18 protein-coding genes are annotated in these 25,871 nt (G+C 57.1%); 7 read left to right on the plus strand and 11 right to left on the minus strand.

All coding sequences use genetic code 11. From position 1 onward, the window contains the following. Positions 1-280 precede the first annotated feature (280 nt). Both C0557_RS07515 and C0557_RS07520 read right to left on the minus strand, forming a co-directional pair. Entirely contained in the window at positions 281-2,647 is a 2,367-nt protein-coding gene (locus C0557_RS07515; RefSeq protein ID WP_208658024.1) for a glycoside hydrolase family 31 protein, read from the minus strand. Between the two features lie 15 nt (positions 2,648-2,662). After that, a complete protein-coding gene (locus C0557_RS07520) occupies positions 2,663-3,964 on the minus strand; it encodes an MFS transporter (protein ID WP_074775445.1) in 1,302 nt (433 codons plus the stop codon). 297 nt (positions 3,965-4,261) lie between these two features. On the opposite strand from C0557_RS07520, the gene C0557_RS07525 reads away from it, so the two are divergent. Next, the gene (locus C0557_RS07525) at positions 4,262-5,335 is read left to right on the plus strand and encodes a LacI family DNA-binding transcriptional regulator (RefSeq protein WP_208658025.1); all 1,074 of its coding nucleotides are present in this window, start codon (positions 4,262-4,264) and stop codon (positions 5,333-5,335) included. On the opposite strand, the gene C0557_RS07530 is transcribed toward C0557_RS07525, so the two are convergent. From C0557_RS07530 to C0557_RS07545, 4 genes are all read right to left on the minus strand, one after another. Then, positions 5,332-6,591 (minus strand): DUF1479 domain-containing protein, encoded by a 1,260-nt coding sequence (locus C0557_RS07530; RefSeq protein WP_208658026.1) that lies wholly within the window; start codon positions 6,589-6,591, stop codon positions 5,332-5,334. The genes C0557_RS07525 and C0557_RS07530 overlap by 4 nt on opposite strands. A gap of 156 nt (positions 6,592-6,747) precedes the next feature. Next, positions 6,748-7,563 carry a Cof-type HAD-IIB family hydrolase gene (locus C0557_RS07535; protein ID WP_208658027.1) on the minus strand — a complete coding sequence of 272 codons (816 nt, stop codon included), beginning with the start codon at positions 7,561-7,563 and terminating at the stop codon, positions 6,748-6,750. Positions 7,564-7,960: 397 nt separating this feature from the next. Continuing rightward, positions 7,961-10,393 (minus strand): formate C-acetyltransferase/glycerol dehydratase family glycyl radical enzyme, encoded by a 2,433-nt coding sequence (locus tag C0557_RS07540; protein WP_208658028.1) that lies wholly within the window; start codon positions 10,391-10,393, stop codon positions 7,961-7,963. 4 nt (positions 10,394-10,397) lie between these two features. After that, positions 10,398-11,297 (minus strand): glycyl-radical enzyme activating protein, encoded by a 900-nt coding sequence (locus C0557_RS07545; RefSeq protein ID WP_208658029.1) that lies wholly within the window; start codon positions 11,295-11,297, stop codon positions 10,398-10,400. Between the two features lie 135 nt (positions 11,298-11,432). Here C0557_RS07545 and fsa point away from each other — a divergent pair, with 135 nt between their 5' ends. Beyond that, the gene (gene fsa, locus C0557_RS07550; RefSeq protein WP_208658030.1) at positions 11,433-12,095 is read left to right on the plus strand and encodes a fructose-6-phosphate aldolase; all 663 of its coding nucleotides are present in this window, start codon (positions 11,433-11,435) and stop codon (positions 12,093-12,095) included. Between the two features lie 39 nt (positions 12,096-12,134). Here the strand turns inward: fsa and moeB are convergent, their stop codons facing one another. After that, complete coding sequence (gene moeB, locus C0557_RS07555) at positions 12,135-12,884, minus strand: molybdopterin-synthase adenylyltransferase MoeB (protein ID WP_074775456.1); 750 nt, start codon at positions 12,882-12,884, stop codon at positions 12,135-12,137. Between the two features lie 2 nt (positions 12,885-12,886). Continuing rightward, positions 12,887-14,119, minus strand: a complete 1,233-nt coding sequence (gene moeA / locus C0557_RS07560; RefSeq protein ID WP_208658031.1) for a molybdopterin molybdotransferase MoeA — start codon at positions 14,117-14,119, stop codon at positions 12,887-12,889. Between the two features lie 163 nt (positions 14,120-14,282). Here moeA and iaaA point away from each other — a divergent pair, with 163 nt between their 5' ends. Genes iaaA through gsiD form a run of 5 tightly spaced genes read left to right on the plus strand, consistent with a single transcriptional unit; the run spans position 14,283 to position 20,565 of the window. Beyond that, the gene (gene iaaA / locus C0557_RS07565) at positions 14,283-15,224 is read left to right on the plus strand and encodes a beta-aspartyl-peptidase (protein ID WP_208658032.1); all 942 of its coding nucleotides are present in this window, start codon (positions 14,283-14,285) and stop codon (positions 15,222-15,224) included. Positions 15,225-15,234: 10 nt separating this feature from the next. Further along, positions 15,235-17,106: a glutathione ABC transporter ATP-binding protein GsiA gene (gene gsiA / locus C0557_RS07570; protein WP_208658033.1), complete on the plus strand. Its 1,872-nt coding sequence runs from the start codon at positions 15,235-15,237 to the stop codon at positions 17,104-17,106. Between the two features lie 33 nt (positions 17,107-17,139). Beyond that, complete coding sequence (gsiB, locus tag C0557_RS07575) at positions 17,140-18,681, plus strand: glutathione ABC transporter substrate-binding protein GsiB (protein WP_208658034.1); 1,542 nt, start codon at positions 17,140-17,142, stop codon at positions 18,679-18,681. A gap of 49 nt (positions 18,682-18,730) precedes the next feature. After that, positions 18,731-19,651, plus strand: coding sequence for a glutathione ABC transporter permease GsiC (gene gsiC / locus C0557_RS07580; protein WP_007374030.1), 921 nt, complete (start codon positions 18,731-18,733; stop codon positions 19,649-19,651). Positions 19,652-19,653: 2 nt separating this feature from the next. After that, positions 19,654-20,565 (plus strand): glutathione ABC transporter permease GsiD, encoded by a 912-nt coding sequence (gsiD, locus tag C0557_RS07585; protein WP_074775461.1) that lies wholly within the window; start codon positions 19,654-19,656, stop codon positions 20,563-20,565. Positions 20,566-20,735: 170 nt separating this feature from the next. On the opposite strand, the gene rimO is transcribed toward gsiD, so the two are convergent. The 3 genes from rimO to C0557_RS07600 form a co-directional block, all read right to left on the minus strand. Further along, on the minus strand, positions 20,736-22,043 hold the full coding sequence (rimO, locus tag C0557_RS07590; RefSeq protein WP_208658035.1) for a 30S ribosomal protein S12 methylthiotransferase RimO: 1,308 nt from the start codon (positions 22,041-22,043) through the stop codon (positions 20,736-20,738). A 252-nt stretch (positions 22,044-22,295) separates the two neighbouring features. Then, positions 22,296-23,660 (minus strand): HlyD family type I secretion periplasmic adaptor subunit, encoded by a 1,365-nt coding sequence (locus C0557_RS07595; protein WP_208658036.1) that lies wholly within the window; start codon positions 23,658-23,660, stop codon positions 22,296-22,298. Beyond that, positions 23,647-25,827, minus strand: coding sequence for a type I secretion system permease/ATPase (locus C0557_RS07600; RefSeq protein WP_208662830.1), 2,181 nt, complete (start codon positions 25,825-25,827; stop codon positions 23,647-23,649). Before C0557_RS07600 ends, C0557_RS07595 begins: the two co-directional genes overlap by 14 nt. Between the last annotated feature and the right edge of the window lie 44 nt (positions 25,828-25,871).

Genomic DNA, 25,871 nt, shown 5'->3' on the forward strand with positions numbered 1-25,871 from the left:
CTGCGGTCGGCTCGACTCGTGATTACTCGTCCCATCCATGGGACTCGCCCCTTCGGGGCCAGCGCAAGCGCTGTTCAAAATTGCTCCCGGCAATTTTGTCCTGCTCGACTCGCCTCTGGCCGCCGTCCCTGGCGTCCAGACCTTGTCATCTGCGCTTCGGTTCACCGATTTCAGCGGGGAACATCACCCCATCGCGGCAAGACAGGTGTTAGCAAAAACGGTCTCATCGCTGAAAGGGCGCTGTAGGCCGGATAAGCGCCAGCGCCATCCGGCATCGGCGTTACGCAAACATCCACTCGTCTGTTTTAACACCATTGATCAGCAACTGGCGTTTATCTCCCGCAGGCAGCGTCATTTTCAGCGCCTGCCAGGCCGGGCGATAATCACCACGGGTGCGCACCTGTAAATCCACGGTGCTGCCGCTGCAAACCATTTCCCACTCCAGCCACAGCGCATTGCCGTGTTGATATCCCCAGGACTCGCCATCATCTTCGAACAGCAGACCGCGGGAACACCCCGTACCTTTTAGCGGGAAGAGTTTCAGCTCGCGGGTGTTATCCGCTTTGGCATCCACATGGCGAATGCGTTCGCTCATCGGCAATCCGGCACCGGCACGAACCAGCAGCGGCAGAGTTTCCAGCGGTGCATCCAGCGTTATCCACTGGCCTGGCGCATACCAGGCGCCACTGTAAAAGTCATACCAGCCGCTATCATTGGCCGGTAACCACACGCGGCGTTCGCGCTGGCCGGGTTCAACCACGCTGGCGACCAGAATATCGCGGCCAAGCAGGAAGTCGTCGCACTCTTCAAACGTCTGTTGGTCATGCTCGTGATCGAGGAACGTCGGGCGCAGCATCGGTTCATCGTCGGCATGCGCCTGCCACAGCAGCGTGTAGAGATAGGGCAACAGGCGGTAGCGCAACTCAATAGCGCTGCGGATCGCCGGCGTAATTGCCGGGTACATCCACGGTTCGTTGACCGTGCGATCGTCGTTCCAGGAGTGGATGGTAAAGCGCGGATGCATCACGCCGTTCTGCACCCAACGAACGAACAGTTCCGCATCCGGTTTATCGCCGGAGAAACCGCCAACATCGTGGCCGACGTTATACAACCCGGAAAGGCTCATGCCGACGCCCATCCGCGTGTTATAACGCAGCGTATCCCAGTTGGTGCGGTTATCGCCGCTCCAGGTCTGCACATAGCGCTGCATCCCGGCGCAGCCGGAACGGGAGATCAGATACGGGCGCTTCTGCGGCGCAAAACGCTGCTGTGCTTCCATTGAGGCGCGCATCATCAGCAGCGGCATCACCGGGCGAATATGTTTGATGGCAATTTCGCGGCCAAAACCCTGGCAACGCGCTTCGCCGTCCCACACTTCAAACTCGTTGTTATCGTTCCAGGTGGAATCAATCCCCATCTCCAGCAGTTGCGTAGTCACGCCTTCCTGCCACCAGGCAACGGTCTGCGGGTTGGTAAAATCGAGGTTGGAACCTTCATCATCCCAGAAGCTTGAACGCTCCGGTGCGTCACTTTCCGAATCGCGAATAAACAGCCCTTTCTCCGCCACTTCGTTATAGCGCGGGTGATCCTGCAACAGGCAGGGTTTGATATTCGCCGCCAGCTTCAGCCCGGCATCGTGAAACGCCTGGCTCATCACTTTCGGCTGCGGCACTTTGTCGTAGTTCCAGTTAAAGACGTAGCGCTTACCGTTAATCGAGGTATAGCCGGACGAGAGCTGGAACGAATCGCACGGAATCGCATGTTCGTCGCACAGGCGAATAAAGTTCATCAGCTGATTTTGCGCATCCGGCGCATCGGTGTAATGCATGGTCGAGCCGCTGTAACCGAGGCTCCATTTCGGCCCGAACAGCGTTTTCCCGGTCAGGCGGACAAACGCTTTAGTCACATCCAGTGCGCGCGCGCCGGTAAAAATGTAGTAATCGATATCACCGGCTTCGGCCTGCCAGCGGCGGTAAGCGGTGTGATAGTTGTCGATTTCATTGCCCAGATCCAGCCAGCAACTGCTGAGGTTGTCATAAAACAGGCCGTAGCTGATATCGTCCCGGCGCGTCAGGGTAAAGGGAATGTGTTTGTACAGCGGATCGGTGCTGACGGCGTTATAGCCCATCGCATCAAGGTTGCGCATTTCATAGCGTTGGCCGTTACGTTGCAGGTTGCCCGCTTTTTCACCAAGACCGTAAAAGCGCTCCTCTTTTTTACGGCTGAGGTAATGCGCCACGCCGTCACCGTGCGCGTTCACCAGATAGGCGCTGGTGGGGCGATCGCCCGCCAGCCATTGCCACTCGCCCGCCGCATTGCGGTAGTGCCACTCCAGCCACAGCGGCTGATGAACCGTCACGCGTAGCTGCGCGCTTTCCATCACCAGCGTGTCGGTCTGCTGCGTCAGCGTCCAGCCGGGCAGAGTAAAGCCCGACACATCTTCGCGTGAGCGGCCTTCCCACGGCACATCTTCACGCGGCGCGATACTCCAGGTTCTGTCCAGCGCCAGCTCGCCCTTGCGTTTTAGCAGCACGCGGAACAGATGCTCTTCCAGCACATACAGGCACAAGGTGTGTTGCCCGTCCACCAGCAACTCAACGTGATGAGCCGCCTGTTTTTGTAACGTCCAGTTCTTCAGCATTTTCATTTCAACGATCCACAATCAGGCGCGTTTAGCGCGACGTTCAGCAATAAATGCCACCAGGAACAGAGCGCCAATCAGGTCAAAGAAACCCATGGCAATAAACAGCGGATTGAAGCCAATCTTGTCGGCGGTCACGCCGATCAGCAGTGAAAAAAGGAAGCTGGCGATCCACGCTGCCGAGCCGCGCATGCCGTTTACCGTCGCCATCTGCCCTTTATCGAAAGACTCGACCACCAGCGCGCTCAACATGCAGGAGATGATCTGGTGACCAAAACCGCCAATCGAGATCAACACAATGGTGATATAGGGATCGCGAGTGATGGCGACCACGGCCAGTGAAATCATCAGGAATGCGCCGGTCACGGAGCTGGCCACCACCGAGTTAACGCGGGTGCAGCCAAACCAGCGGGTATAGAGTTTGGTCAGATAACCGCTTGCTATGCTGCCGAGGTCAGCGGCGAGGAACGGTAGCCAGGCGAACATCGCAATCTGCTTCAGATCCATGCCGTGCTCTTTCGCCAGATAGAGCGGCACCCAGAAACTCAGTACCGCCCATGCCGGTTCCGCCATAAAAGCGGGAATGGCGATACCGTAAAAGCGCTTGTTTTTCGACACGGTTTTCAGCGCAGTGAAGAAGGGGAGTCTCACCGCTGACGGTTCGTGATCCTGCTGAATAAAGGCCAGCTCGTCCTTGCTCAGGTTCGGGTGTTTATCCGGATTATGGTAAAACGCCCACCACAAAATGACCCACACCAGCGCCAGCACGCCGGTAAACATAAACGCGCCCTGCCAGCCAAACGAGGCATGCGCGAAGTAGATGATTGGCGGTGCCAGCATCGCGCCAATCGAGAAGCCGACGCCCGCCCAGCCCGCAGCAACCGGGCGCTCCGCTTTCGGGAACCACTCGCCGATGGTTTTGGCGTTGGCTGGCGTAGCAGCCGCTTCCGATGCGCCCATGGTGAAGCGCAGGATCGCCAGATGTACCCAGTTGGCGGCGCCCGCGTGGAAGATACAGGCCAGCGCCCAGATAATGGCGCATACCATAAAGCCGACTTTCAGGCCGATGACATCAATCAGCCAGCCGCACAATGGCTGGAAAATGGTGTAAGCGAGCTGAAAGGCGCCGACAATCCACGAGTACTGTTCGGTGGTGATGCCGAGGCTGCTTTTCAGTTCCGGCGCCAGAATGCCCAGCGAGTTACGGGTGATGTAGTTCACCGTCACGCCAAATAAAAACAGCACCAGCATCCACCAGCGTAATTTTTTCACTATCCGGCGGCTCTTGCTGGCCGCCATTTCATTGTTGATTCCCTGGCTCATTCTTTTCTCCGCACATCGTTTTGTAGGGAAGTCGGGGCGAGCCTTGCGGATTTGTTATACCGAAGTGGTTCGCCAGAAGATTTTTTTTCGTTTTTGCCATCAAAATGCATACAACTAGTATGGAAGTTGTACGACAGGTTTACGTTAGGTGAGAAAAATGCGCCGCCAAAGCGGATTTTGTGCAAGGATTCTCATCAGCGGCGGCAGATATGCGGCAAACTGTTATTTACGCCATGAATAACAGGGTTTATGGCTCATGAGAATTTTCCCATTCAGCAAATGGAGCGAGATCACAGAATGGATAAAAAGCTGAAAATCAGTGAAATTGCCCGTCGCACAAACCTCTCTACCAGTACCGTTTCGCGTGTGCTGGCTGGTAAAGCGAACACCAGCGAGCAAGCACGAAGCGCGGTGCTCGCCTGCGCCCGTGAGCTGGGCGTGATGGAAGGCATTGCTGCCGGGCGTCTGTTGCTGAATAACCTGGTGGTCTTTGCGCCGCAGCGCGCTTTTGATGAGCGGTCTGACATCTTTTATTACCGCGTGATCCAGAGCATTAACAAAGCGCTTGATTCTCACGAAGTACGGCTGCGCTACTGTGCACTGGAAGAGCTGGACAGCGACGCCAGCACGTTTCTTGGCAGGATGCAGGCCGCAGAAACGCAGGCCGCAATCCTGCTCGGCATTGACGATCCGCACATTCACGATCTGGCAGCGGAGAGCGGTAAACCCTGCGTGTTGATCAACTGCCGCGACAGGCGGATGCGTCTACCGTCGATCGCGCCGGATCACCGCACCATTGGCGAATTTGCCGCGCGATATCTGTTTGATATGGGCCATCGTGACGTGGTGACTGTGATGTGCTTGCGCCGCTACACCATGGATCTGCGGCTGGCGGGGATCAAAGATGCCTGGCTGCAAGAGAATTTGCGCTTTAACAGCAAGCGCAATTTGATCACGGTTCCCAGTTTCAGCGCCCGCGAAGCGCAGCAGCGGGTGGGCGAATGGCTGGATGACCCGGCGCATAATGTGCCGCCCACGGCATTTCTCGTCAGCGGGGATTTTATGGCGGAAGGCACGGTGCGCGCGTTGCAGCAGCGCGGTTTGCGGGTGCCGCAGGATGTTTCGGTGATGAGTATCGATGCCTTTAACCTGGCGGCGATTCAGGATGTCCCGCTGACGGCGGTGCATGTCCCGCGCGATGAGCTGGGCGTTGAAGCGGTGTATCTGTTACAGCAGCGGTTGATTCGTCCGCAGGCGACGGTCGGTTCGCTGCTGTTGAACGGCACGCTGGTGGTACGGGAATCGGTACGGCGGATACGTTCAGAACAGCAACGCACCGCCGTTGAATGGCAGGGGTTATACGACGCTTAAACGTCGATACCCAGCGCACGTTTACCGTGCACATTCAGATCCGCAAGCGTGAAGCGGCCTGTCCAGTCGCTTTCGTAGTTCTCGCGCGGGAAATCCCCCGGCGATGCGCCTTGCTCCAGCGCCACTTTCACTTTGCGGGCATAGGCGAGGTTCTTCTCGCACAGCGGCGCGGCTGGAATATACATCACATTCCCCCAGCCCTGCTGGTTTTCCACCGGCGCGACCGAGTGGATAACATCGCAGTGCCACCACACGGAATCGCCTGCATCCAGCGCCGGTATGCTGCTCAGCGCCTCAATCAGCAGCGGGTGCCACTTTTCTGAAACCGGCAGAACGCGGCCCGGCGCGACGCCGCACAGCTCATCCTCTGGCACATCGTCAAGCAGCGGACGCAGCAGGATATACGCCATCGCTTCCGGGATCGGTACCACGTGCAGCAATCCCTGGCCGGGGATCATGTCCGACAGCGCCGTCCAGCCCTGGAAGGTACGGAACACCGAGCATTTGGTGGTGTTATCCACCGTGTACTCTTCCACCTCGGTGCGATGCGCGGCATCCCACGGATCGTACTCGTCCAGTTTGCCGTTAAACACGTTGGCGAATACGCGCTGGTAAGCGGGCAGCAACCAGCGCTCCAGCGCGCCGGAATCGGTATGCGCGCCAAGCCCTTTTGAGGTGGTACCCGGCGGGCGGCGGCGAATGCGATCCGGGTAGATCACGCTGACATCCGGGTCGAACCACTGGCGGCCTTCGCTTTCGAAACGCCACAGGCGATTAAGGAAAGATTGCACCGCCGCCATTTCATTGCTCTGCCGCGCCTGCATCTGCGCCTGCGACCAGTAAATCGGGTAGATTTCCGGGCGCGATGCTTCCAGCGTGCCAAAGAAGCTGTCGCCCGGGCCTTTATACACATCGTCAAAATGGTTGACGTCGAGATAATCCAGCATGGCGCGATCCCAGCCCAGCGCCCGATCGCGCGGGAAGTGGCCTTTGATCACCGCACAGCCGCGCTGCTTAATCAGCGCCCGCTGCGCGTCGCTAACGCGGCCCTGCGCAATATCGGCGTAAGGGATTTGTGGCCACACCGATTCGCCGCGCGCTTGCAGCGCTTTGATCTCTGCGACGCGGGCGGCAATCTGCTCGCTCAGGCGGTTAAACACGCTTTGCACGTCGCCGATCTGCGCGCGCAGTGCCTGTTTCATCTGACGAATCGACGCTTGGTGATCGGCAGGCAAGGTCTCGCTGGTAAACGTCATGTGAACCTCTCAACTTTCATTCGAAAGAAATTAAACTTACAAGTGATAATCTAAGTTAAAAATAAGTTAATGCAAGTTTAAAAATTTGATGAGGAGCACAAAGGGAGAAAAGAGAGCAGGGCAGGAAAAAGCCGGAGCGGGCGCTCCGGCGGGAGATTAGCGGTCGAACGGTGCGGTGTTATCGAGCACGGCCTGAATCACATTCAGCGCGCCCTGATGATTGTTGTCATCGGTCTGATGGCGGGCGATGGCTTTAATGGCATCTCCGGCGTTGCCCATGGCAAAGGAGAACTCCGTCATGCGTAGCATTTCGGCGTCATTACCGCTGTCGCCAATGGTGACGCACTGCTGCGGCGACACGCCCCAGCGTTTAAGCAGGCGGGTAATGCCGTTGGCTTTATGCAGACCGGGGATAATCAAATCAACGAAACCAAAACCGCTGGTGACCGGCTTCATAATGCCATCAAGCGAGACATGCAGTTCATCGATGAGCTGCGGAATCTCGCTGTCCGGTAAGTTCAGCGAGAACTTAAACAGCGTGTCGTCAATCTTCTGGAAATCGCGCACCGGTTTTAAACGGTAGTAGTGCTTTGACATCAGATCGACAAATTCTACCGGGGCGTTCTCGCTTACGTAGGCGCTTTCCAGCCCGCAGGCGACAAAGTTCAGGCTGCTGTCTTTTAACAGTTCGCCAATGACGACCTGCGCTTCGTGACGGGTCAACTCACCGTGGAACAGTTGCTGACCATGTTCATACACCAGCGCGCCGTTTTCAGCGACGAAGCAAATCGTCTCTTTCAGTTCCGGGAAGAAGGAGATCAACTGGTAATACTGGTTGCCGCTGGCGACCACAAACTCAATACCGCGCTGCTGAAGTTGCTGGAATTGCGCCATAAACCGCGTGCGATCGTACTGCTTGGCGTCATCAAGGAAAGTTCCGTCCATATCAGTGACGATAACTTTGACGGTCATATACTGCGCTCCTGAATATTTTTGTAACGAGCAATATTCTAGAGACAATGTGAGCTGATGCACAAATTTTATTTCATATGAAAGTTTGGCCGTCGTCTTTCGTTTAACCGTCGTCTTTCGAACCGCAGGTGCGTTGGCTGCGGCGATGAAATGCCGGGTGGCGGCTGCGCCTTACCCGGCCTACACGCTGCTCTGTCGGCCTTACCCGGCCTACACGCTGCTCTCGGCCTTATCCGGCCTACACGCTCTGTAGGCCGGATAAGGCGTTTACGCCGCCATCCGGCAATCAGTCATGGCAATCAGTCATGGCAACTAGTCATGGCAATCAGTCATGGCAACTAGTCATGGCAATCAGTCATGGCAACTAGTCATGGCAATCAGTCATCCGGCAATCACATTACAAAGTGTGTTCGGTGCGGGCGATAATGTCGTCCTGCGCATCCGGCGACAGGGCGGTGAAGAACGCCGAGTAACCCGCCACGCGCACCACTAAATCGCGGTACTGATCCGGATGCTTTTTCGCTTCCAGCAGCGTCTCGCGTGAGACAATGTTGTACTGAATATGCCAGCCCTTATGCACTTCAAAGAAGGTGCGCAGCAGCACCATCAGTTTCTGCTTATCGCTCTCGTTTTCCAGCGTTGCCGGGTTCAGTTTCTGGTTCAACAGCACGCCGCCGAGGATCGCTTCGACCGGCAGTTTACCCACCGAACTGATGACCGCCGTCGGGCCGAGATGATCGGTACCGGAAGCGGGGCTTGCGCCTTCCGCCAGCGGAGTGTGCGCTTTGCGGCCATCCGGCGTCGCCATGGTGGCGGCACCAAACGGCACGTTGGCGGAAATCGACGACGTTCCGGCGTAGTAATTGCCGCCAATCGGGCCGCGGCCGTAGCGCGGATTATGGTACTGTTTCAACTCGTCGATATAGGTCTGATAGGCGCGCACCAGCAGGTTATCCACGCTGTCATCGTCGTTACCGTATTTCGGCGCGCTGTTCACCAGCCGCTGGCGCAGTTGTTCATGCGTCAGCCCGTCAAAATCCGCTGCCAGCGCTTCTGCCAGTTGCTGCTGCCCGATGACACCCTGATCAAAGACCAGTTTTTTCACCGCAGCCAGACTGTTGCCGAGGTTGGCGATGCCGACCTGCAAACCGGAGACCCAGTCATACTTCGCGCCGCCCTGTTTGATGCTTTTCGCCCGTTCGATGCAGTCGTCAACCAGCGCCGAGCAGAGAATATCCGGCACGTTCTCTTCCAGCATGGTATCGACGACATACTCGATCTCGATGGATTTACGCGTGTAATAGCGGATCTGCCGATCCCACGCCTGCATCACTTCATCAAATGCCGCAAAGTTACCGGCGGAAAGCGTTTTGCTCTGCGGCAGGAAGATCTTGCCGCTGGTGGCGTCGCGACCGCCTTCCAGCGCGGCCAGCATTACGCGGGCGAAGTTGATAAAACTCATGCCGGTGCAGCGGTAGCCCCATTTACCGCCGACCGCGGTTTCGATGCAGCCAATCGCGGCATAGTCGTAGGCATCGGCCGTTTCGACGCCCAGTTTGATAAATTCCGGGATCACAATTTCGTCGTTATTGAACGCCGGCATGCCGAAGCCGCAGCGGATCACCTGCACGCAGGCATCGAGGAAGTCATTGCTCATTCCGGCGTGGTAACGCACGCTCAGGTTTGGCTGCGTGGAGCGCAGACGACCGCAGGATTCGAGAATCGCATACGATAGCGGGTTTACCGCATCCTGCGCAGCGCCGTTAACCCACTGCTGCCCGCCGATAGTGACATTCTGGTACAGCGGGCTACCCGCCGATGCTTTCGAGTGCGAGCCGGAACGGATCTTGTTCACTTCCAGCAGCTTCAGCCAGCAACTGTGCAGCAGCTCGATGGCATCTTCCCGTTGCAGTGACTGTTGCAGTTCAACATCGCGGCGGTAGTAGGGATAGAGATACTGATCCATGCGGCCGAAAGAGACCGAGTGGCCGTTGGATTCAATCTGCAAAATCAACTGGATAAAGTAGCAAAGCTGCAAGGCCTGCCAGAAAGTTTTCGGCGGTTGATGGGCAATAATCAGGCAGTTTTCCGCCATCGCCAGCAGTTCGTCGCGACGGCTTTGGCGCGTTTCTTCCCCCGCCATTTTTCGCGCCAGATCGGCAAAACGCTCAATATGCAGGCTCACCGCCTCAAGCACGATATCGATCGCTTTCAGGAACTGGTCGCCGTGCAGATCGTCAAGCACCGTCAGGTTGATGCGCGTGCGGCGTTCGTCCACTTTATGCCGCAGACTATCCAGCCCTTTCTCCAGCAGCAGCGGGAAGTTGACGGCGAGGTGCGCATCGCCGGAGGTCATATTGCCTTCGGCTTTAATAATGCCGGTGTCGAGCAGCGCTTTTTGTTCGTCGGTAAACATGCCGTAGCAACGATCCTGCACCGTCTGGCCGCGCCACCACGGGCAGATCTCATGCAGTATGCGCTTGTTCTCTTCGCTGACGGCAAAACCGGCACCGGGGCGATCCGCCAGTTCGTCAATCTCTTTTTCAATCCACGAAACGGTGTATTCCGGGAAGATCGGCGCGGCGCGAACTTCGCTGGCCTGGTTGCCGATAATCAACTCGTCATGCTTGATCCAGATTGTGCGCTGCGCCAAGTGGTGTGCCAGTGCCAGCGCGCGACGCACCGGCAGGGGTTTATCCATATTCTGCTGATAAACCTCAGTGTAATGACGGGCGCGCTCGGTGCAGACCGGCGGTTTAACAATGTGGACCAGCGCCGTTTTATGCGCTTTGATGCGGTCAGTCAGCGTGTTCAGTTGCAGTGTGGTCATGATGTTATCCTCGTAATGTCGCCGTCAGCCCTTTCTGGCTGGCAAAATCCTCGGCAAACGCCAGCAGTTGCGGGGCGTCGAGCGGCTTTTCAGGGGCTGTGTAGGGTTCGCCAAGCAAGTGATACTTGTTCATGCCCAGCGTGTGATAAGGCAAAAAATGGATGTCGCTGACGTTCAGCTCGTCGGCGGCAAAGGTGGTAATGGCTTTGATCGACGCTTCGTCAGCGTTAAAACCGGGGATCAGCGGCACGCGGATGGTCATCTTTTTTCCCGCCTGCGCCAGCCGTTTCAGGTTGTCGAGCACGCGCCTGGCCGAGCCGCCGGTCCACTGACGAAATACAGCCTCATCAACGTGCTTCAAATCCGCCAGAAACAGATCCACATAAGGCAGAGAAGGTTCGATATAGCGCCACGGCACATGCAGGCAGGTTTCCACCGCTGTATGAATACCCTGCTGGTGGCTGCTTTGCAGCAGCGCCTGCGCCAGTTGCGGGTTCATAAACGGTTCGCCGCCGGAAAGGGTGATACCGCCACCGCTGCGCAGGTAAAAGGGTTTATCGCGCAGGACGGTGGCCATGATTTCATCAACGCTTTGCGTTTCGCCGCAGACGCTCAGCGCCTGGGTCGGGCAGCAATCGGTCAGGGCGTTAAGCTGCGCATCGTTTAGCTTTTCCCGGTGGATCAGCAAACCGTTCTGCGCACGCTCAATGATCTGCGGCGCGGCTTGCTGACACAAATCGCAGCCTGCAAGGCACAGACGCTCATCAAATAGCAGGTCGCGCGTGCGGGCGCGGCTTTCCGGGTTCTGGCACCAGCGGCAGCTCAGCGAACAGCCCTTCAGAAAGACCACCGTACGAATGCCGGGGCCATCATGGGTGGAATAGCGCTGAATATTGAAAATCATAACCTGCCTCCGTTATTTCATATGAATAGTAAATTACTTTCGAATGAAAGTTATTTTGATAAAGGTCAACTCTTCGGCAGGTTGTTGCGTGATAGCGTTAAAGCATGCGAAAACTCACACTTTCAGGTGAAAACGATGGAACTCTATCTTGATACCTCTGATGTCGCGGCAGTGAAGAAACTGGCGCGTATCTTCCCGCTGGCGGGCGTAACCACGAACCCCAGCATTGTCGCCAGCGGCGCTACGCCAATTGAGAAACTGCTGCCCGCCTTGCATGAGGCGCTGGACGGCCGCGGGCGGCTGTTTGCCCAGGTACTGGCGAATGACGCTGACGGAATGGTGGCCGAAGCACGTAAGCTGCGGGAAATGGTCGCCGATCTGGTGGTGAAAGTGCCGGTGACGGCAGAAGGCCTGGCGGCGATTAAGCGCTTAAAAGCGGAAGGTATTCCGACGCTCGGCACCGCCGTTTACGGCGCAGCGCAGGGATTGCTGGCGGCGCTGGCAGGCGTGGAGTATATCGCGCCGTATGTTAACCGCGTGGATGCGCAGGGCGGCGACGGAATTCAGACCGTGACGGAGTTGCAGCGCCTGCTCACGCTGCATGCGCCGCAGTCGAAAGTGCTGGCGGCGAGCTTTAAAACACCGCGCCAGGCGCTGGAGTGCCTGCTGGCGGGCTGCGAATCGATTACCTTGCCGCTGGATGTGGCGCAGCAGATGATTGCCGCTCCGGCGGTGAGTGCGGCAGTCGAGAAGTTTGAACAGGACTGGCTGGCGGCCTTTGGGCGCGTCACGCTCTGAGTGATAAGCCGGGTGGCGCAGCGCCATCCGGCAATGGCTTCAGCCGCCGCATACCTCACAGGCGGGATTGCGCGGCAGTTTCATTTCGCGGAACTGGCAGGTCATCGCATCATACATCACGATTTTCCCCGCCGCTGGCGTGCCATAGTGCGCCAGCACTTTTATCGCTTCCATCGCCTGCAACGAACCAATCACGCCCACTAATGGCGCCATTACCCCGGCTTCCACGCAGGTCAGCGCGTTTTCGCCAAACAGGCGGCTAAGACAGCGGTAGCAGGGGGTATTTTCTTGCCAGGTAAAGACGCTTACCTGCCCCTCCATACGAATGGCCGCGCCGGAAACCAGTGGCACTTTATGCTGAAAACAGCCCGCGTTGAGTTGATTGCGAATGGCGACATTATCGGTGCAGTCCAGCACCAGGTCGTGGGCGGCAATCTGCGCGAACAGCGCCGCTTCATCCAGCAGCGCATTGATGGCGGTGTACTGCACGTGCGGGTTAATGCGCAGCAGCGATTCGCGGGCGGAATCCACTTTCGCCACGCCGATATCCGCATCGCTGTGCAGCGTCTGGCGTTGCAGATTGGAGAGCGCCACGCTATCGAAGTCGAGCAGCGTCATCTGCCCAACGCCCGCCGCCGCCAGATACTGCGCGGCAGCGCAACCCAGACCGCCGAGGCCGACTACCAGCACGCGGGCGGCTTTTAACCGCTCCTGACCGTCAAAATCAAAACCGCGCAGAATGATCTGCCGGTTGTAGCGCATCATCTCCGCGTCGCTGAGTTCGACCATCTTTAGCCTCCAAAGAGCGGGGTAAACAGCTCAACGTCCACCCATTCGCCCGCTTCGACATTGCCGCGCTCACGCTCCAGCACCACGAAACAGTTGCCCTGGCTGAAGGAGCTGAAAATGTGCGAACCCTGATGCCCGGTGCTGCGCACTTCCAGCAAGCCATCTTCGGCCCGGCTTACAATGCCGCGCTGGAAATCGAGACGACCGGGGGTCTTTTTCAACCGTTCCACGGCGCGGGCACGAAAACGCAGCGGCTGGAAAGCGGCCGTATCGCCGCTCAGTTTCGCCAGCAGCGGCTGCACCAGTTGGTAGAAGGTGAGGACAGCGGAAACCGGATTGCCGGGCAGACCGCAGAACCAACTGTGGCTCAGCTTGCCGAAAGCGAACGGTTTGCCAGGCTTGATCGCCAGCTTCCAGAAGGCGATTTCGCCCAGTTCGTCGAGGATGGTTTTGGTGTAATCGGCTTCGCCGACCGACACGCCGCCGGAGCTGATGACCACATCGGCCTGCTGGTCTGCGGCAATAAAGGTCGCGCGCAGTTTTTCCGGATCGTCCGGAATAATGCCGAGGTTAATCACCTCGTAACCCAGTTGCGCCAGCATCAGGTGGATAGCCAGGCGGTTGGTGTCGTAAATCTGCCCGTCGGCCAGCGGTTGCCCCGGCAGTTGCAGCTCGTCACCGGTAGAGAACAGCGCCACACGCACTTTGCGCAGCACGGAAACTTCAGCAATGCCCAGCGACGCCAGCACCGGCAGCTCGGCGACAGTCAGTTTGGTACCGGCGCGAAACACCACGGCGTCTTTGGTGATATCTTCACCGGCCCTGCGGATGTTCTGATTTTCGCGTACCCCGGCGGTAAAGCGGATACCGGCGTCTGTTTGCTCGGTTTGTTCCTGCATCACGACGGCATCGCAACCAGCAGGAATTGGCGCGCCGGTCATAATGCGCACGCAGGTGCCCGCTGGCCACTCGCCTGTGAAAGGCTGCCCGGCAAAGGCTTTGCCCGCCACCGGTAAAGCGCTGCCGTTATTGACATCGGCGATCCGCACGGCATAACCGTCCATCGCCGAGTTATCAAAACCGGGGACATTTAGCGGCGAGATAATATCTTCTGCCACCACGCGGCCAAAGCAGGCGATGAGCGGCAGTGTTTCGCTTTCCGTCAGCGGCGAAATGCGTGACAACATCTGTGACAGGGCCGTCTCCAGTGAGATCAGACCATTTGATGATTCCATATTTACTGTCCTGCACAATGCGTTGAGGGGCACATTATGGCAGAAAAGGCGTGTCGCCAACACGCCTCGCGGCTACCTCGTTGTAATCACATTGCTTTACTTCGTTGTAACGAATTTCTATATTCAGAAATCGTCGGAAACGAAGAGAACGCAGGCAGCACAAATGGTGAAAGCGGTAATCGCAATACATGGCGGGGCGGGCGCGATCGCCCGTGCGCAGATGAGCCAGCAACAGGAGCTGCGTTATGTCGAGGCGCTCTCTTCGATTGTCGAAACCGGCCAGCGGATGCTGGAGGCGGGCGAAAGCGCGCTGGACGTGGTCACCGAAGCGGTGCGCCTGCTGGAAGAGTGCCCGCTGTTCAACGCCGGGATCGGCGCGGTATTTACCCGCGATGAAACCCACGAACTTGATGCCTGCGTAATGGATGGCAACACGCTGCACGCCGGAGCCGTTGCGGGCGTCAGCCGCCTGCGTAACCCGGTGCTGGCGGCGCGGCTGGTGATGGAGCAAAGTCCGCACGTATTAATGATTGGCGAAGGGGCGGAGAAGTTCGCCTTTTCGCACGGTATGGCCGAGGTTTCGCCGACGATCTTCTCCACGCCGGCGCGTTTCCAGCAACTGTTGCAGGCGCGGGAAAACGGGCAAACGGTGCTCGATCATGGCTCTGCGCCGCTCGATGAGAGCAAAAAATTCGGTACCGTTGGTGCGGTGGCGCTCGATAAACAGGGGAACCTGGCGGCCGCGACCTCTACCGGTGGTATGACCAATAAATTGCCGGGGCGCGTTGGCGACAGCCCATTGCCGGGTGCCGGGTGTTATGCCAATAACGCCAGCGTGGCGGTCTCCTGTACCGGCACCGGCGAAGTCTTTATTCGCACGCTGGCGGCGTACGATATTGCGGCGCTGATGGACTACGGCGGGTTAAGCCTGCACGAGGCCTGCGAAGCGGTGGTGATGGATAAACTCCCGGCGCTCGGCGGCAGCGGCGGGCTGATTGCTATCGATCGTGAAGGCAATGTGGCATTGCCGTTTAACAGCGAAGGGATGTACCGCGCCTGGGGCTATGCTGGCGATGCGCCGAGCGTAGGCATTTATCGTGAATAAGGAGAGTGGGGTGGCGCACGGGGTTGAGACAGATGCCGATGTGGTGCTGGATGTTCGCAATCTGAATATCGGTTTTCGTGATGAAAAAGCGCTGAACCCGGCGGTACGTCATCTCTCATTCTCCCTGAAGCGTGGCGAAACGCTGGCGATTGTCGGTGAGTCCGGCTCCGGTAAATCGGTGACGGCGCTGTCGCTGTTACGCCTGATCGAACAGGCGGGCGGTGAGGTGAGTTGCGATCACATGCGCCTGACGCGGCGCAATCGCCAGAAAGTGGATCTGACCCGCCTCTCTTCGTCGCAGATGCGCAGCGTGCGCGGCGCCGACATTGCGATGATTTTTCAGGAGCCGATGACCTCGCTCAACCCGGTGTTCCCGGTTGGCGAGCAGATTGCCGAGTCGATTCGCCTGCACCAGCGGTTGGGGCGTGAAGATGCGATGATCGAAGCGCGGCGCATGCTCGACCTGGTGCGCATTCCGGAGTCGCAAGCCATTTTATCCAGCTTCCCGCATCAGCTTTCCGGCGGCATGCGCCAGCGGGTGATGATTGCCATGGCGCTGTCGTGTCGTCCGGCGGTGCTGATCGCCGACGAGCCGACCACCGCTCTGGATGTCACGATCCAGGCGCAGATCCTGCAACTGATCGCGGTGCTGCAAAAAGAGATGTCGATGGGCGTGATTTTTATCACTCACGATATGGGCGTGGTGGCGGATGTCGCCGATCGGGTTCTGGTAATGAACGATGGCGAAGTGGTGGAGACGGGGACGGTAGATCATATTTTCAATGCGCCGTCGCATCCTTATACCAAAGCGCTGCTGGCCGCTGTGCCCAAACTCGGCGCGATGAACGGCAGCAACCTGCCGCGCCGTTTTCCGCTGATTTCCATGAAAAACCCTCAGCATCGGGAAGCGGAAACCGAACAGAATACCGTGGTGCCGGGCGAGCCGATTTTGCAGGTGCGCGATCTGGAAGCGCGCTTTCCGCTGCGCAGCGGCATTCTCAACCGCGTGACCAAAGAGGTACATGCGGTGGAAGGCGTCAGTTTTGATCTCTGGCCGGGCGAAACGCTGTCGCTGGTCGGTGAATCCGGCTGCGGAAAGTCAACCACCGGGCGGGCGCTGCTGCGGCTGGTGGAGAGTCAGGGCGGGTCGATTATCTTTAACGGCCAGCGGATCGACACATTGCCGGACAGCAAATTAAAACAGGTGCGTCGCGATATTCAGTTTATTTTCCAGGATCCTTATGCTTCGCTGGATCCCCGCCAGACGGTGGGCGATTCGATTATCGAGCCGCTGCGGGTGCACAACTTATTGGCGGAAAAAGAGGGGCATCAGCGGATTGAGTGGTTGCTGGAACGCGTCGGCCTGAAACCGGAGCACGCCTGGCGTTATCCCCATGAATTTTCCGGCGGCCAGCGGCAGCGCATCTGCATTGCCCGCGCGCTGGCGCTGAACCCGCGCGTAGTGGTGGCAGATGAGTCGGTCTCGGCGCTGGATGTCTCCATCCGCGCGCAGATCATCAATTTATTGCTCGATCTTCAGCGTGACATGGGGATCGCGTTCCTGTTTATTTCCCATGATATGGCGGTGGTGGAGCGCATCAGCCACCGGGTGGCGGTAATGTACCTTGGGCAGATTGTTGAGATTGGCCCGCGCCGCGCGGTATTCGAAAACCCGCAACACCCCTATACGCGCAAATTAATGTCGGCGGTTCCGGTGGCCGATCCTGCGCATACGCATGCGCAAAGAGTGCTGTTATCTGATGACATGCCCAGCAATATCCGCAAGCGCGGCGAGTCAATGCAACGCGTGCAGTTGCAGAACGTGGGGCCGGGGCACTATGTTGCCCGTTCCACGCCTGGCAGTACGCAGTCCCGTTTTTAACTGAGCAGTGGCAGGGTTATTCAGGAGAGCAACATGACACAAATCGTTTACCGGCACTGGCGGCTCGTTGCAGGCGTGTTGTTCGCGCTGACCGCCACGCAGGCTTTTGCCGCGAAAGACGTGGTGGTCGCGGTTGGCTCCAATTTCACCACGCTCGACCCCTATGATGCCAATGACACGCTGTCGCAGGCGGTAGCGAAATCCTTTTATCAGGGGCTGTTTGGCCTGGATAAAGATATGCAACTGGAAAACGTGCTGGCGCAAAGCTACACGGTTTCTGCCGACGGGCTGATCTACACCATTTTCCTGCGTCAGGGCGTGAAGTTTCAGGATGGAACCGATTTTGACGCCGCAGCCGTGAAGGCCAACCTCGATCGCGCCAGCGATCCGGATAACAGCCTGAAGCGCTACAACCTGTATAAAAATATCGACTTAACCGAGGTGGTGGATCGCTACACGGTAAAAATTATTCTTAAGCAGCCTTTCTCGGCGTTTATCAATATCCTGGCGCATCCGGCAACGGCGATGATCTCCCCGGCGGAGCTAAAAAAGTACGGCAAAGATATCGGTTTTCATCCGGTGGGTACCGGCCCGTATGAACTGGAAGCATGGAATCAGACCGACTTTGTGAAGGTGAAGAAGTTCGACGGTTACTGGCAGAAAGGGTTGCCGAAACTCGATTCCATCACCTGGCGCCCGGTGGTGGATAACAATACCCGTGCGGCGATGCTGCAAACCGGCGAGGCGCAGTTCGCATTTCCGATCCCTTATGAGCAGGCGGAAGTGCTGAAGAGAAACAGCAAGCTTGAACTGGTCGCCAGCCCGTCGATCATGCAGCGTTACATCAGCATGAACGTCACGCAAAAACCGTTTGATAACCCGAAAGTGCGCGAAGCGATTAACTACGCTATCAACCGACCGGCGCTGGTGAAGGTGGCGTTTGCCGGTTTCGCTACGCCCGCGACAGGGGTGTTGCCACCGGCGATCCCCTATTCGCAGGCGTATCAGCCCTGGCCTTACGATCCGGCAAAAGCCCGCGAACTGCTGAAAGAGGCGGGTTATCCGCAGGGCTTCAGCACGACGCTGTGGTCGTCGCACAACCACAGTACTGCGCAGAAGGTGTTGCAGTTTACCCAGCAGCAGCTGGCGCAGGTGGGGATTAAAGTGCAGGTGACCGCAATGGATGCCGGGCAGCGCGCGGCGCAAGTGGAAGCCAAAGGGCAGAAAGAGAGTGGCGTACGCATGTTTTATACCGGCTGGTCGGCCTCAACCGGCGACGCGGACTGGGGGCTGTCGCCGCTGTTTGCTTCATGGAACTGGCCGCCGACGCAGTTCAACACCGCGTTTTACAGCAACCCGCAGGTGGATAAAGACTTTGCCGATGCGCTAAGAACCCTCAGCACGCAAGAGAAAGAGCGTTTGTATAAGCAGGCGCAGGACATCATCTGGCAGGAGTCGCCATGGGTGCCGCTGGTGGTGGAAAAGCTGGTCTCCGCGCATAACAAGAAGCTGACCGGTTTCTATATCATGCCCGATACCGGGTTCAGTTTTGACAATGCTGATTTGGTGAAATAACTGACTCATTCCACTTTGCAGGACGGAAGGGGGCATGAGGGAACAAGCGATGCTTAATTATATTATTAAACGCCTGCTGGGCCTGATCCCGACGCTGCTGATTGTGGCCGTGCTGGTGTTTTTGTTTGTGCATTTACTGCCAGGGGATCCGGCGCGGCTGATTGCCGGGCAGGAGGCTGACGCGCAGGTGATTGAACTGGTGCGCCGCCAGCTTGGGCTGGATCAGCCGCTGTGGTTACAGTTCTGGCACTACATCACCAGCGTATTGCAGGGGGATTTCGGCATTTCAATGGCGTCCCGCCGCCCGGTAGTGGATGAGATCGCCAGCCGCTTTATGCCGACGCTGCTGCTAACCCTCACCAGCATGTTCTGGGCGATGCTGTTCGGGCTGGGCGCCGGCATTGCCGCCGCCGTGTGGCGCAACCGCTGGCCGGATCATCTGGGCATGGCGCTGGCGGTCACCGGGATCTCGTTCCCTGCTTTTGCGCTGGGGATGCTGCTGATGCAAATCTTCTCCGTTGAACTGGGCTGGTTGCCTACCGTGGGCGCTGATAGCTGGCAGCACTATATTTTGCCTTCTCTGACGCTGGGCGCGGCCGTGGCCGCCGTGATGGCGCGCTTCACCCGCGCTTCGTTTGTCGATGTGCTGAATGAAGATTATATGCGCACCGCGCGCGCCAAAGGCGTCAGCGAGCGCTGGGTGATCCTTAAGCACGGTCTGCGTAATGCGATGATCCCGGTTGTCACGATGATGGGGCTGCAATTTGGCTTCCTGCTGGGCGGCTCGATTGTGGTGGAAAAAGTCTTTAACTGGCCGGGGCTGGGGCGTTTGCTGGTGGACTCGGTGGAAATGCGCGACTACCCGGTGATCCAGGCGGAAGTGCTGCTCTTTTCGCTGGAATTTATTCTTATCAACTTGGTGGTTGATGTGCTCTATGCCGCGCTCAACCCTGCTATCAGGTACAAGTAAGGATGCGATTGTTTAACTGGCGCCGACAGGCGATTTTGAACGCCATGCCGGTGGTGAAACCGGGGCATGTCCGCACGCCGTGGCATGAGTTCTGGCGACGTTTTTGCCGCCAGCCGCTGGCTATGGCCGCCGGGCTGTTTGTGCTGCTGCTGATCCTGCTGGCGGTGATTGCGCCGTGGATTGCCCCCTACGATGCGGAAACCTACTTCGACTATGACCGGCTGAATGAAGGGCCGTCGCTGGTGCACTGGTTCGGCGTCGATTCGCTGGGCCGCGACATCTTCAGCCGCGTGCTGGTTGGCGCGCAGATCTCGCTGGCGGCCGGTCTTTTTGCCGTGCTGATTGGCGCAGCCATTGGTACGGTGCTTGGGCTATTGGCGGGCTATTACGAAGGCTGGTGGGATCGCCTGATCATGCGCATCTGCGACGTGCTGTTCGCGTTTCCCGGTATTCTGCTGGCGATTGCGGTGGTGGCGGTGATGGGCAGCGGAATGGCGAACGTGATCATCGCCGTGGCCGTGTTCTCGGTGCCCGCTTTTGCCCGTCTGGTGCGCGGCAATACGCTGGTGCTGAAGCAGCAGACATTTATCGAGTCGGCGCGCAGCATCGGCGCCAGCGATGCGGTGATTTTGTTCCACCATATTTTGCCGGGAACGGTGTCGTCGATTGTGGTCTATTTCACCATGCGTATCGGCACCTCGATTATCTCTGCGGCCAGCCTGTCGTTTCTCGGCATGGGCGCACAGCCGCCGACGCCGGAGTGGGGCGCGATGCTTAACGAAGCCCGTGCGGATATGGTGATTGCTCCGCATGTGGCGCTGTTTCCATCACTGGCGATCTTTCTGACGGTGCTGGCGTTTAACCTGTTCGGCGACGGCCTGCGTGACGCGCTGGATCCGAAGATTAAAGGGTAAGGCTGACCGGACATATTGCCGGATGGCGGCTTCGCCTTATCCGGCCTGGGGAGAATGGGTTGCAGCAGACATATTGCTGGATGGTGGAACGGTGATTTTGTAGGCCGGATAAGCGCAGCGCCATCCGGCAGAAACAAAAAACCCGGCCTGGTAGCCGGGTTTTCATGGGTTTAAACGCGGGAGCCCCACAGGTCGTACTCGTCGGCGTTTTCCACTTTCACGCGGATCACATCGCCCGGTTTGACACCGGTTTCACCGTTCAGGTACACCGCGCCGTCAATCTCCGGCGCATCCGCCATGCTGCGGCCAATCGCGCCTTCTTCATCCACTTCATCAATGATGACGAGAATTTCGCGGCCGATTTTTTCCTGCAAACGTTCCGCCGAGATCTGTTGCTGCAACTGCATAAAGCGGTTCCAGCGCTCCTCTTTGACCTCTTCCGGCACCTGATCCGCCAGCTCGTTGGCCGTTGCGCCTTCCACCGGGCTGTATTTGAAACAGCCAACGCGATCCAGACGCGCCTCTTTCAGGAAATCCAGCAGCATCTGGAAATCTTCTTCGGTTTCACCAGGGAAGCCGACAATAAAGGTGGAGCGCAGGGTCAGCTCCGGGCAAATCTCACGCCACTGTTTGATGCGCGCTAACTGACGATCGACCGAACCCGGACGCTTCATCAGCTTGAGAATGCGCGGGCTGGCGTGTTGCAGCGGGATATCCAGGTACGGCAGGATCTTGCCTTCCGCCATCAGCGGAATGACATCATCAACGTGCGGATACGGATAAACGTAATGCAGACGCGTCCAGATGCCGAGCTTCGCCAGTTGCTCGCACAGGCCGACCATACTGGTTTTTACCGGCTCGCCGTTATGGAAGCCCATGCGGTGCTTCACATCCACGCCGTAAGCGGAAGTATCCTGCGAGATCACCAGCAGCTCTTTCACACCCGCATCAGCCAGACGTTTGGCTTCGGCCAGCACATCGCCAATCGGACGGCTCACCAGATCGCCACGCATCGACGGAATGATGCAGAAGGTGCAGCGATGGTTACAGCCTTCGGAAATTTTCAGATACGCGTAGTGACGCGGCGTCAGTTTTACGCCCTGTTCCGGCACCAGGCTGATAAACGGGTTGTGCTTCGGTTTCGGCACATAGTGATGAACATGGGAAAGCACCTGCTCATAGCTGTGCGGCCCGGTGATTTCCAGCACCTTCGGATGCACTTCGCGAATTTGATCTTCTTTCGCGCCCAGGCAGCCGGTGACGATAACTTTGCCGTTTTCGTTCAGCGCTTCGCCGATGACTTCCAGCGACTCTTGCACCGCACTGTCGATAAAGCCGCAGGTATTGACGATAACCATATCGGCGTCGTCATAGCTCTGGACAACGTCATAACCTTCGGTGCGCAGCTCGGTAAGAATGCGCTCGGAATCGACCAGGTTTTTCGGACACCCTAACGATATAAAACCAATCTTAGACATTTTTTATACTGTACATTGCTCGGAATCGGGGGATTATACATATGCCTCAACGGTACAGCTATATTTGCTGGTTATCGAAAAGGCCGCATAAAAGGGTTAACCGGGCGTTTGTTTTACGCGCCGAATGGAACTTATTGAAATTGAAGATCCCCGGCGAACGCTGTTCGCGGGAAGAACACAATAAAAGATCGTCTGATGGATGCGGCAGGACGATCGTGAACGGGTGGCGCCGCAGCGACACCCGTCGTGATATTACCTTTCATGTAACGCATCTGCTCTGGCGCGCAGAAGAGGTTTTAACAGGTACTGAAGAATGGTGCGCTTACCGGTAATAATATCGACTGAAGCCACCATGCCCGGAATAATCAATAACGGTTTATTGTCAGTGCCAAGATGGTTTTTATCGGTGCGCAGACGAATAACATAGAAACTATTCCCGTCCTTATCTGTCACCGTATCCGGGCTTATCTGCACCAGTTTGGCGGGCAGACCACCGTAAATGGTGTAATCGTAAGCGGAGAATTTCACCATCGCTTCCTGCCCCGGATGGATAAAGGCAATATCCTGCGGACGAATTTTGGCCTCAATCAGCAACGTGTCATCCAGCGGTACGATTTCAACCATATCATTCCCTGGCTGAATGACGCCGCCAATGGTGTTGACCATGACTTGCTGCACAATTCCGCGTACCGGTGAGACCACCATGGTGCGATTGACCCGGTCTTCAATCGCTTTGCCGGTTGCTTCGGCTTTGCTGAGATCGGTGCGGGCCTGATTCAGTTGGGTGAGCGCGTCGCTGCGGGTATTGTCCAGCGTCTCTTTGATTTTACTCTCTATCTCTTTTACCGCGGCTACCGCACCCGGTATCGCCACTGTCGTGGTGTCCAGTTGTCCGCGCGTATCCACTTCTGTTCGCTGGAGTCGCAGCACTTCCACGCGCGAGATCGCGCCTTTGCTGATTAACGGAACAGAAAGGCTGATCTCCTGTTGCAACAATTGCAGGCTTTTCCGGTACTGCTCGGCTTTGGTCTGCATATCAAGCAGTTCCTGCTTTTTTTGCACCAGTTGTTCATTCAGCCCCGCGATAGTGCTGTTGACGCGGTTATTAATGGTGGTAAACAGTTCCATTTCGCCTTTGGCGATATCCGGTGCGCCTTTAATAATATCGGGTGACAGCGTCAGCGTTGTGTCGCCATTCGTCTGGGCTGTCAGGCGCTCTACGCGTGCCTGTAATGCCAAACGATCGGCACCTGTTTCCTCCGCATTCGAGCGAAAACGGGTGTCATCAAGCCGAATAAGCGGCGCGCCGGCATTCACAATATCGCCATCGCGCACGTAGACCTGCGCGACAATCCCGCCCTCGAGGTTTTGAATTTTTTGCAGACGAGCAGAGGGAATAGCCCGGCCTTCTCCGCGCGTCACTTCATCAATATCGGCGAGTGCCGACCATAAAAACATGCAGATAAAAAAGGCAAATATTGCCCATAGCGTGATACGCATAACGCGCGGTGAGTCATCAATTACCGCCTGATTGACTTCATTAATGGCGATTGGCGTGGATTTTCTGTCGCCGAAAATCCAGCCCATCAGGCGGCTCAGCATGTCAACGATTCGCATGGATTTGCCCCTTTTTCAGAGCACTCATCACACTCTCTTTCGGACCATCGGCAATGATTTTGCCGTTATCGAGAATGATGAGTCGTTCAACCAGTGACAGTAATGAAGCGCGGTGCGTCACCAATAACAGCGTTTTATCGGCTACCACCGGGATCAAGGCTTTTTTGATCAGTTCTTCGCTCGTGTTATCCATGGAGCTGGTCGGTTCATCCATCAACAAAATGGGGGGATTGAGCAGCAGCGCGCGCGCTAGTGCCACTGCCTGGCGCTGACCGCCGGAAAGGTTCATTCCACGCTCGCCCACGCGCATGTTATAGCCGGAAGGATGGCGACGCGCGAACTCATGCACGCCGGTGATGGTGGCCACCCGCAACATCGCTTCTTCATCCATATAGCTGGCGCCATACAGCAAGTTGTCGCGCAACGTGCCGCTAAATAAATGAATATCCTGCGGCGCATAACCAATGTTGTGGCGCAGCTCATGCACATCCAGTTGCCGTGAATCGATATCATCAATCAATATGCTGCCTGCATCCGGCTGGTAGAAGCCGACCAGCAATTTTGCCAGTGAGCTTTTGCCGGAACCGCTGCGGCCGATAATGCCGATTTTTTCGCCCGGCTTGATGGTCAGGGAGATATTATTCAGCGATGTATATTGATTGGATGGATAGTGAAAGGTGACATCGCGGAACTCAATCGCACCAGAGAGTTTCTCGCGTTTTAACGGAACCTCATCGTCGTGAACTTCCTGCTCCAGATCCATCATGCGATCCACCGTTTCTTTGGTGGTTTTTGCCCGTTGATAACGGGTAATCAGCCCGCAAAGCTGCCCGACAGGCATCATGGCGCGGCGATGCAGTAAATAGCAGGCAACCAGACCGCCCTGGGTGAGATTACCGCTGATAATGACATAAACCCCGGCGACGATAATCGCCACTCCGCTGGCCTGCTGCACCCACGAGGTAAAGTTAACCGCGACAAACGAGAGCGATTTCACCTTTAATTCCATTTTACTGAGCTGCCCAATAATCTGTTCCCACTGATACTGGCGTTCGCTTTGCGCGTTATTCACTTTGATGGCGTCAAGCCCGGTCAGGGTTTCGACCAGCATGGCCTGACGCTCGCTGGACAAGCGAAACGTTTTTTGGACTCTGGACAGCAGCGGGCGCTGGAGCAGCCAGTTACCCACCAACGCAACCGGGTAGGAGACCAGCGGAATAAAAACCAGCGGGCCGCCGATGATGCCGATGACCAGTACAATAAGCAGGGTGAAAGGAAAGTCGATCATCCCGGTCAGCGTCAGCGAAGAGAGAAAATCGCGCACTGACTGATACTCCTGGAAGTTTTGCGCGAAGCTCCCGACGCGCGGCGGGCGAAGCTTCATCTTCATACCCAGCATGCGTTCAAATAACGCCGCAGAAACGATCAGATCCGTTTTTTTACCCGCCAGATCCAGACACATTCCGCGCAATACTTTCAGAATAAAATCAAAAAAGTAGGCAATGGTAATGCCAATGGCCAGCACCCATAACGTCACCGTCGCCTGATTCGGTACGACGCGATCATAGACGTTCATAACGAACAGTGGCGCGGCCAGAGCGATGATATTAACCAGCAGACTGGCAATAACCGCATCGATATAAAGGAACTTCGAGAGCTTCAGCGTATCCTGGAACCAGTTTTTGGTGCGCGGAATCTTCGCCGTCGCTTGCGTATCGTATTCATGCTGCGGCTGGAGAAAGATCGCGACACCGCTGTAAGTCTCCTCCAGTGCTTCCCGCGTCAGGGTAATTTCCCCCCCTTCCGTTTCACTCGGTAACAGCCGCGCTTTTTCTCCGTCCCAGGCGACCAGCACGGCGGCCTGGTTGTTTTTCAGCAGCAGGATCGCCGGTAATGAGTGGGAAGAGATAGTCTGAAGCGGGCGCTGGAGAGTTCTCGCTTTCAAATCGGCCCGCGCCGCCGCGCGCGGAAAAATGCTGAGGCTCAGCGTATGGTTTTTTAGCGGCAGCCCGGACGTTAAGGCGTGACGCGACGTGGTAATGTTGTGCAGCGTGCAGACAACCATCAGACAATCCAGTAAAGGATCGTCATGCGTCTGTCGTGGATCGCTCCTGAGAATCTCATTTGACGACTCAGTGTTGTCTTGAGAATCATCATGTTGCGTCATATTCTGACCTCTCAAACCGGCGGTAAATCCGCGATGCGAAGAAC

The organism is Kosakonia sp. MUSA4, assembly GCF_013085925.1.
GTDB lineage: Bacteria > Pseudomonadota > Gammaproteobacteria > Enterobacterales > Enterobacteriaceae > Kosakonia > Kosakonia sacchari_B.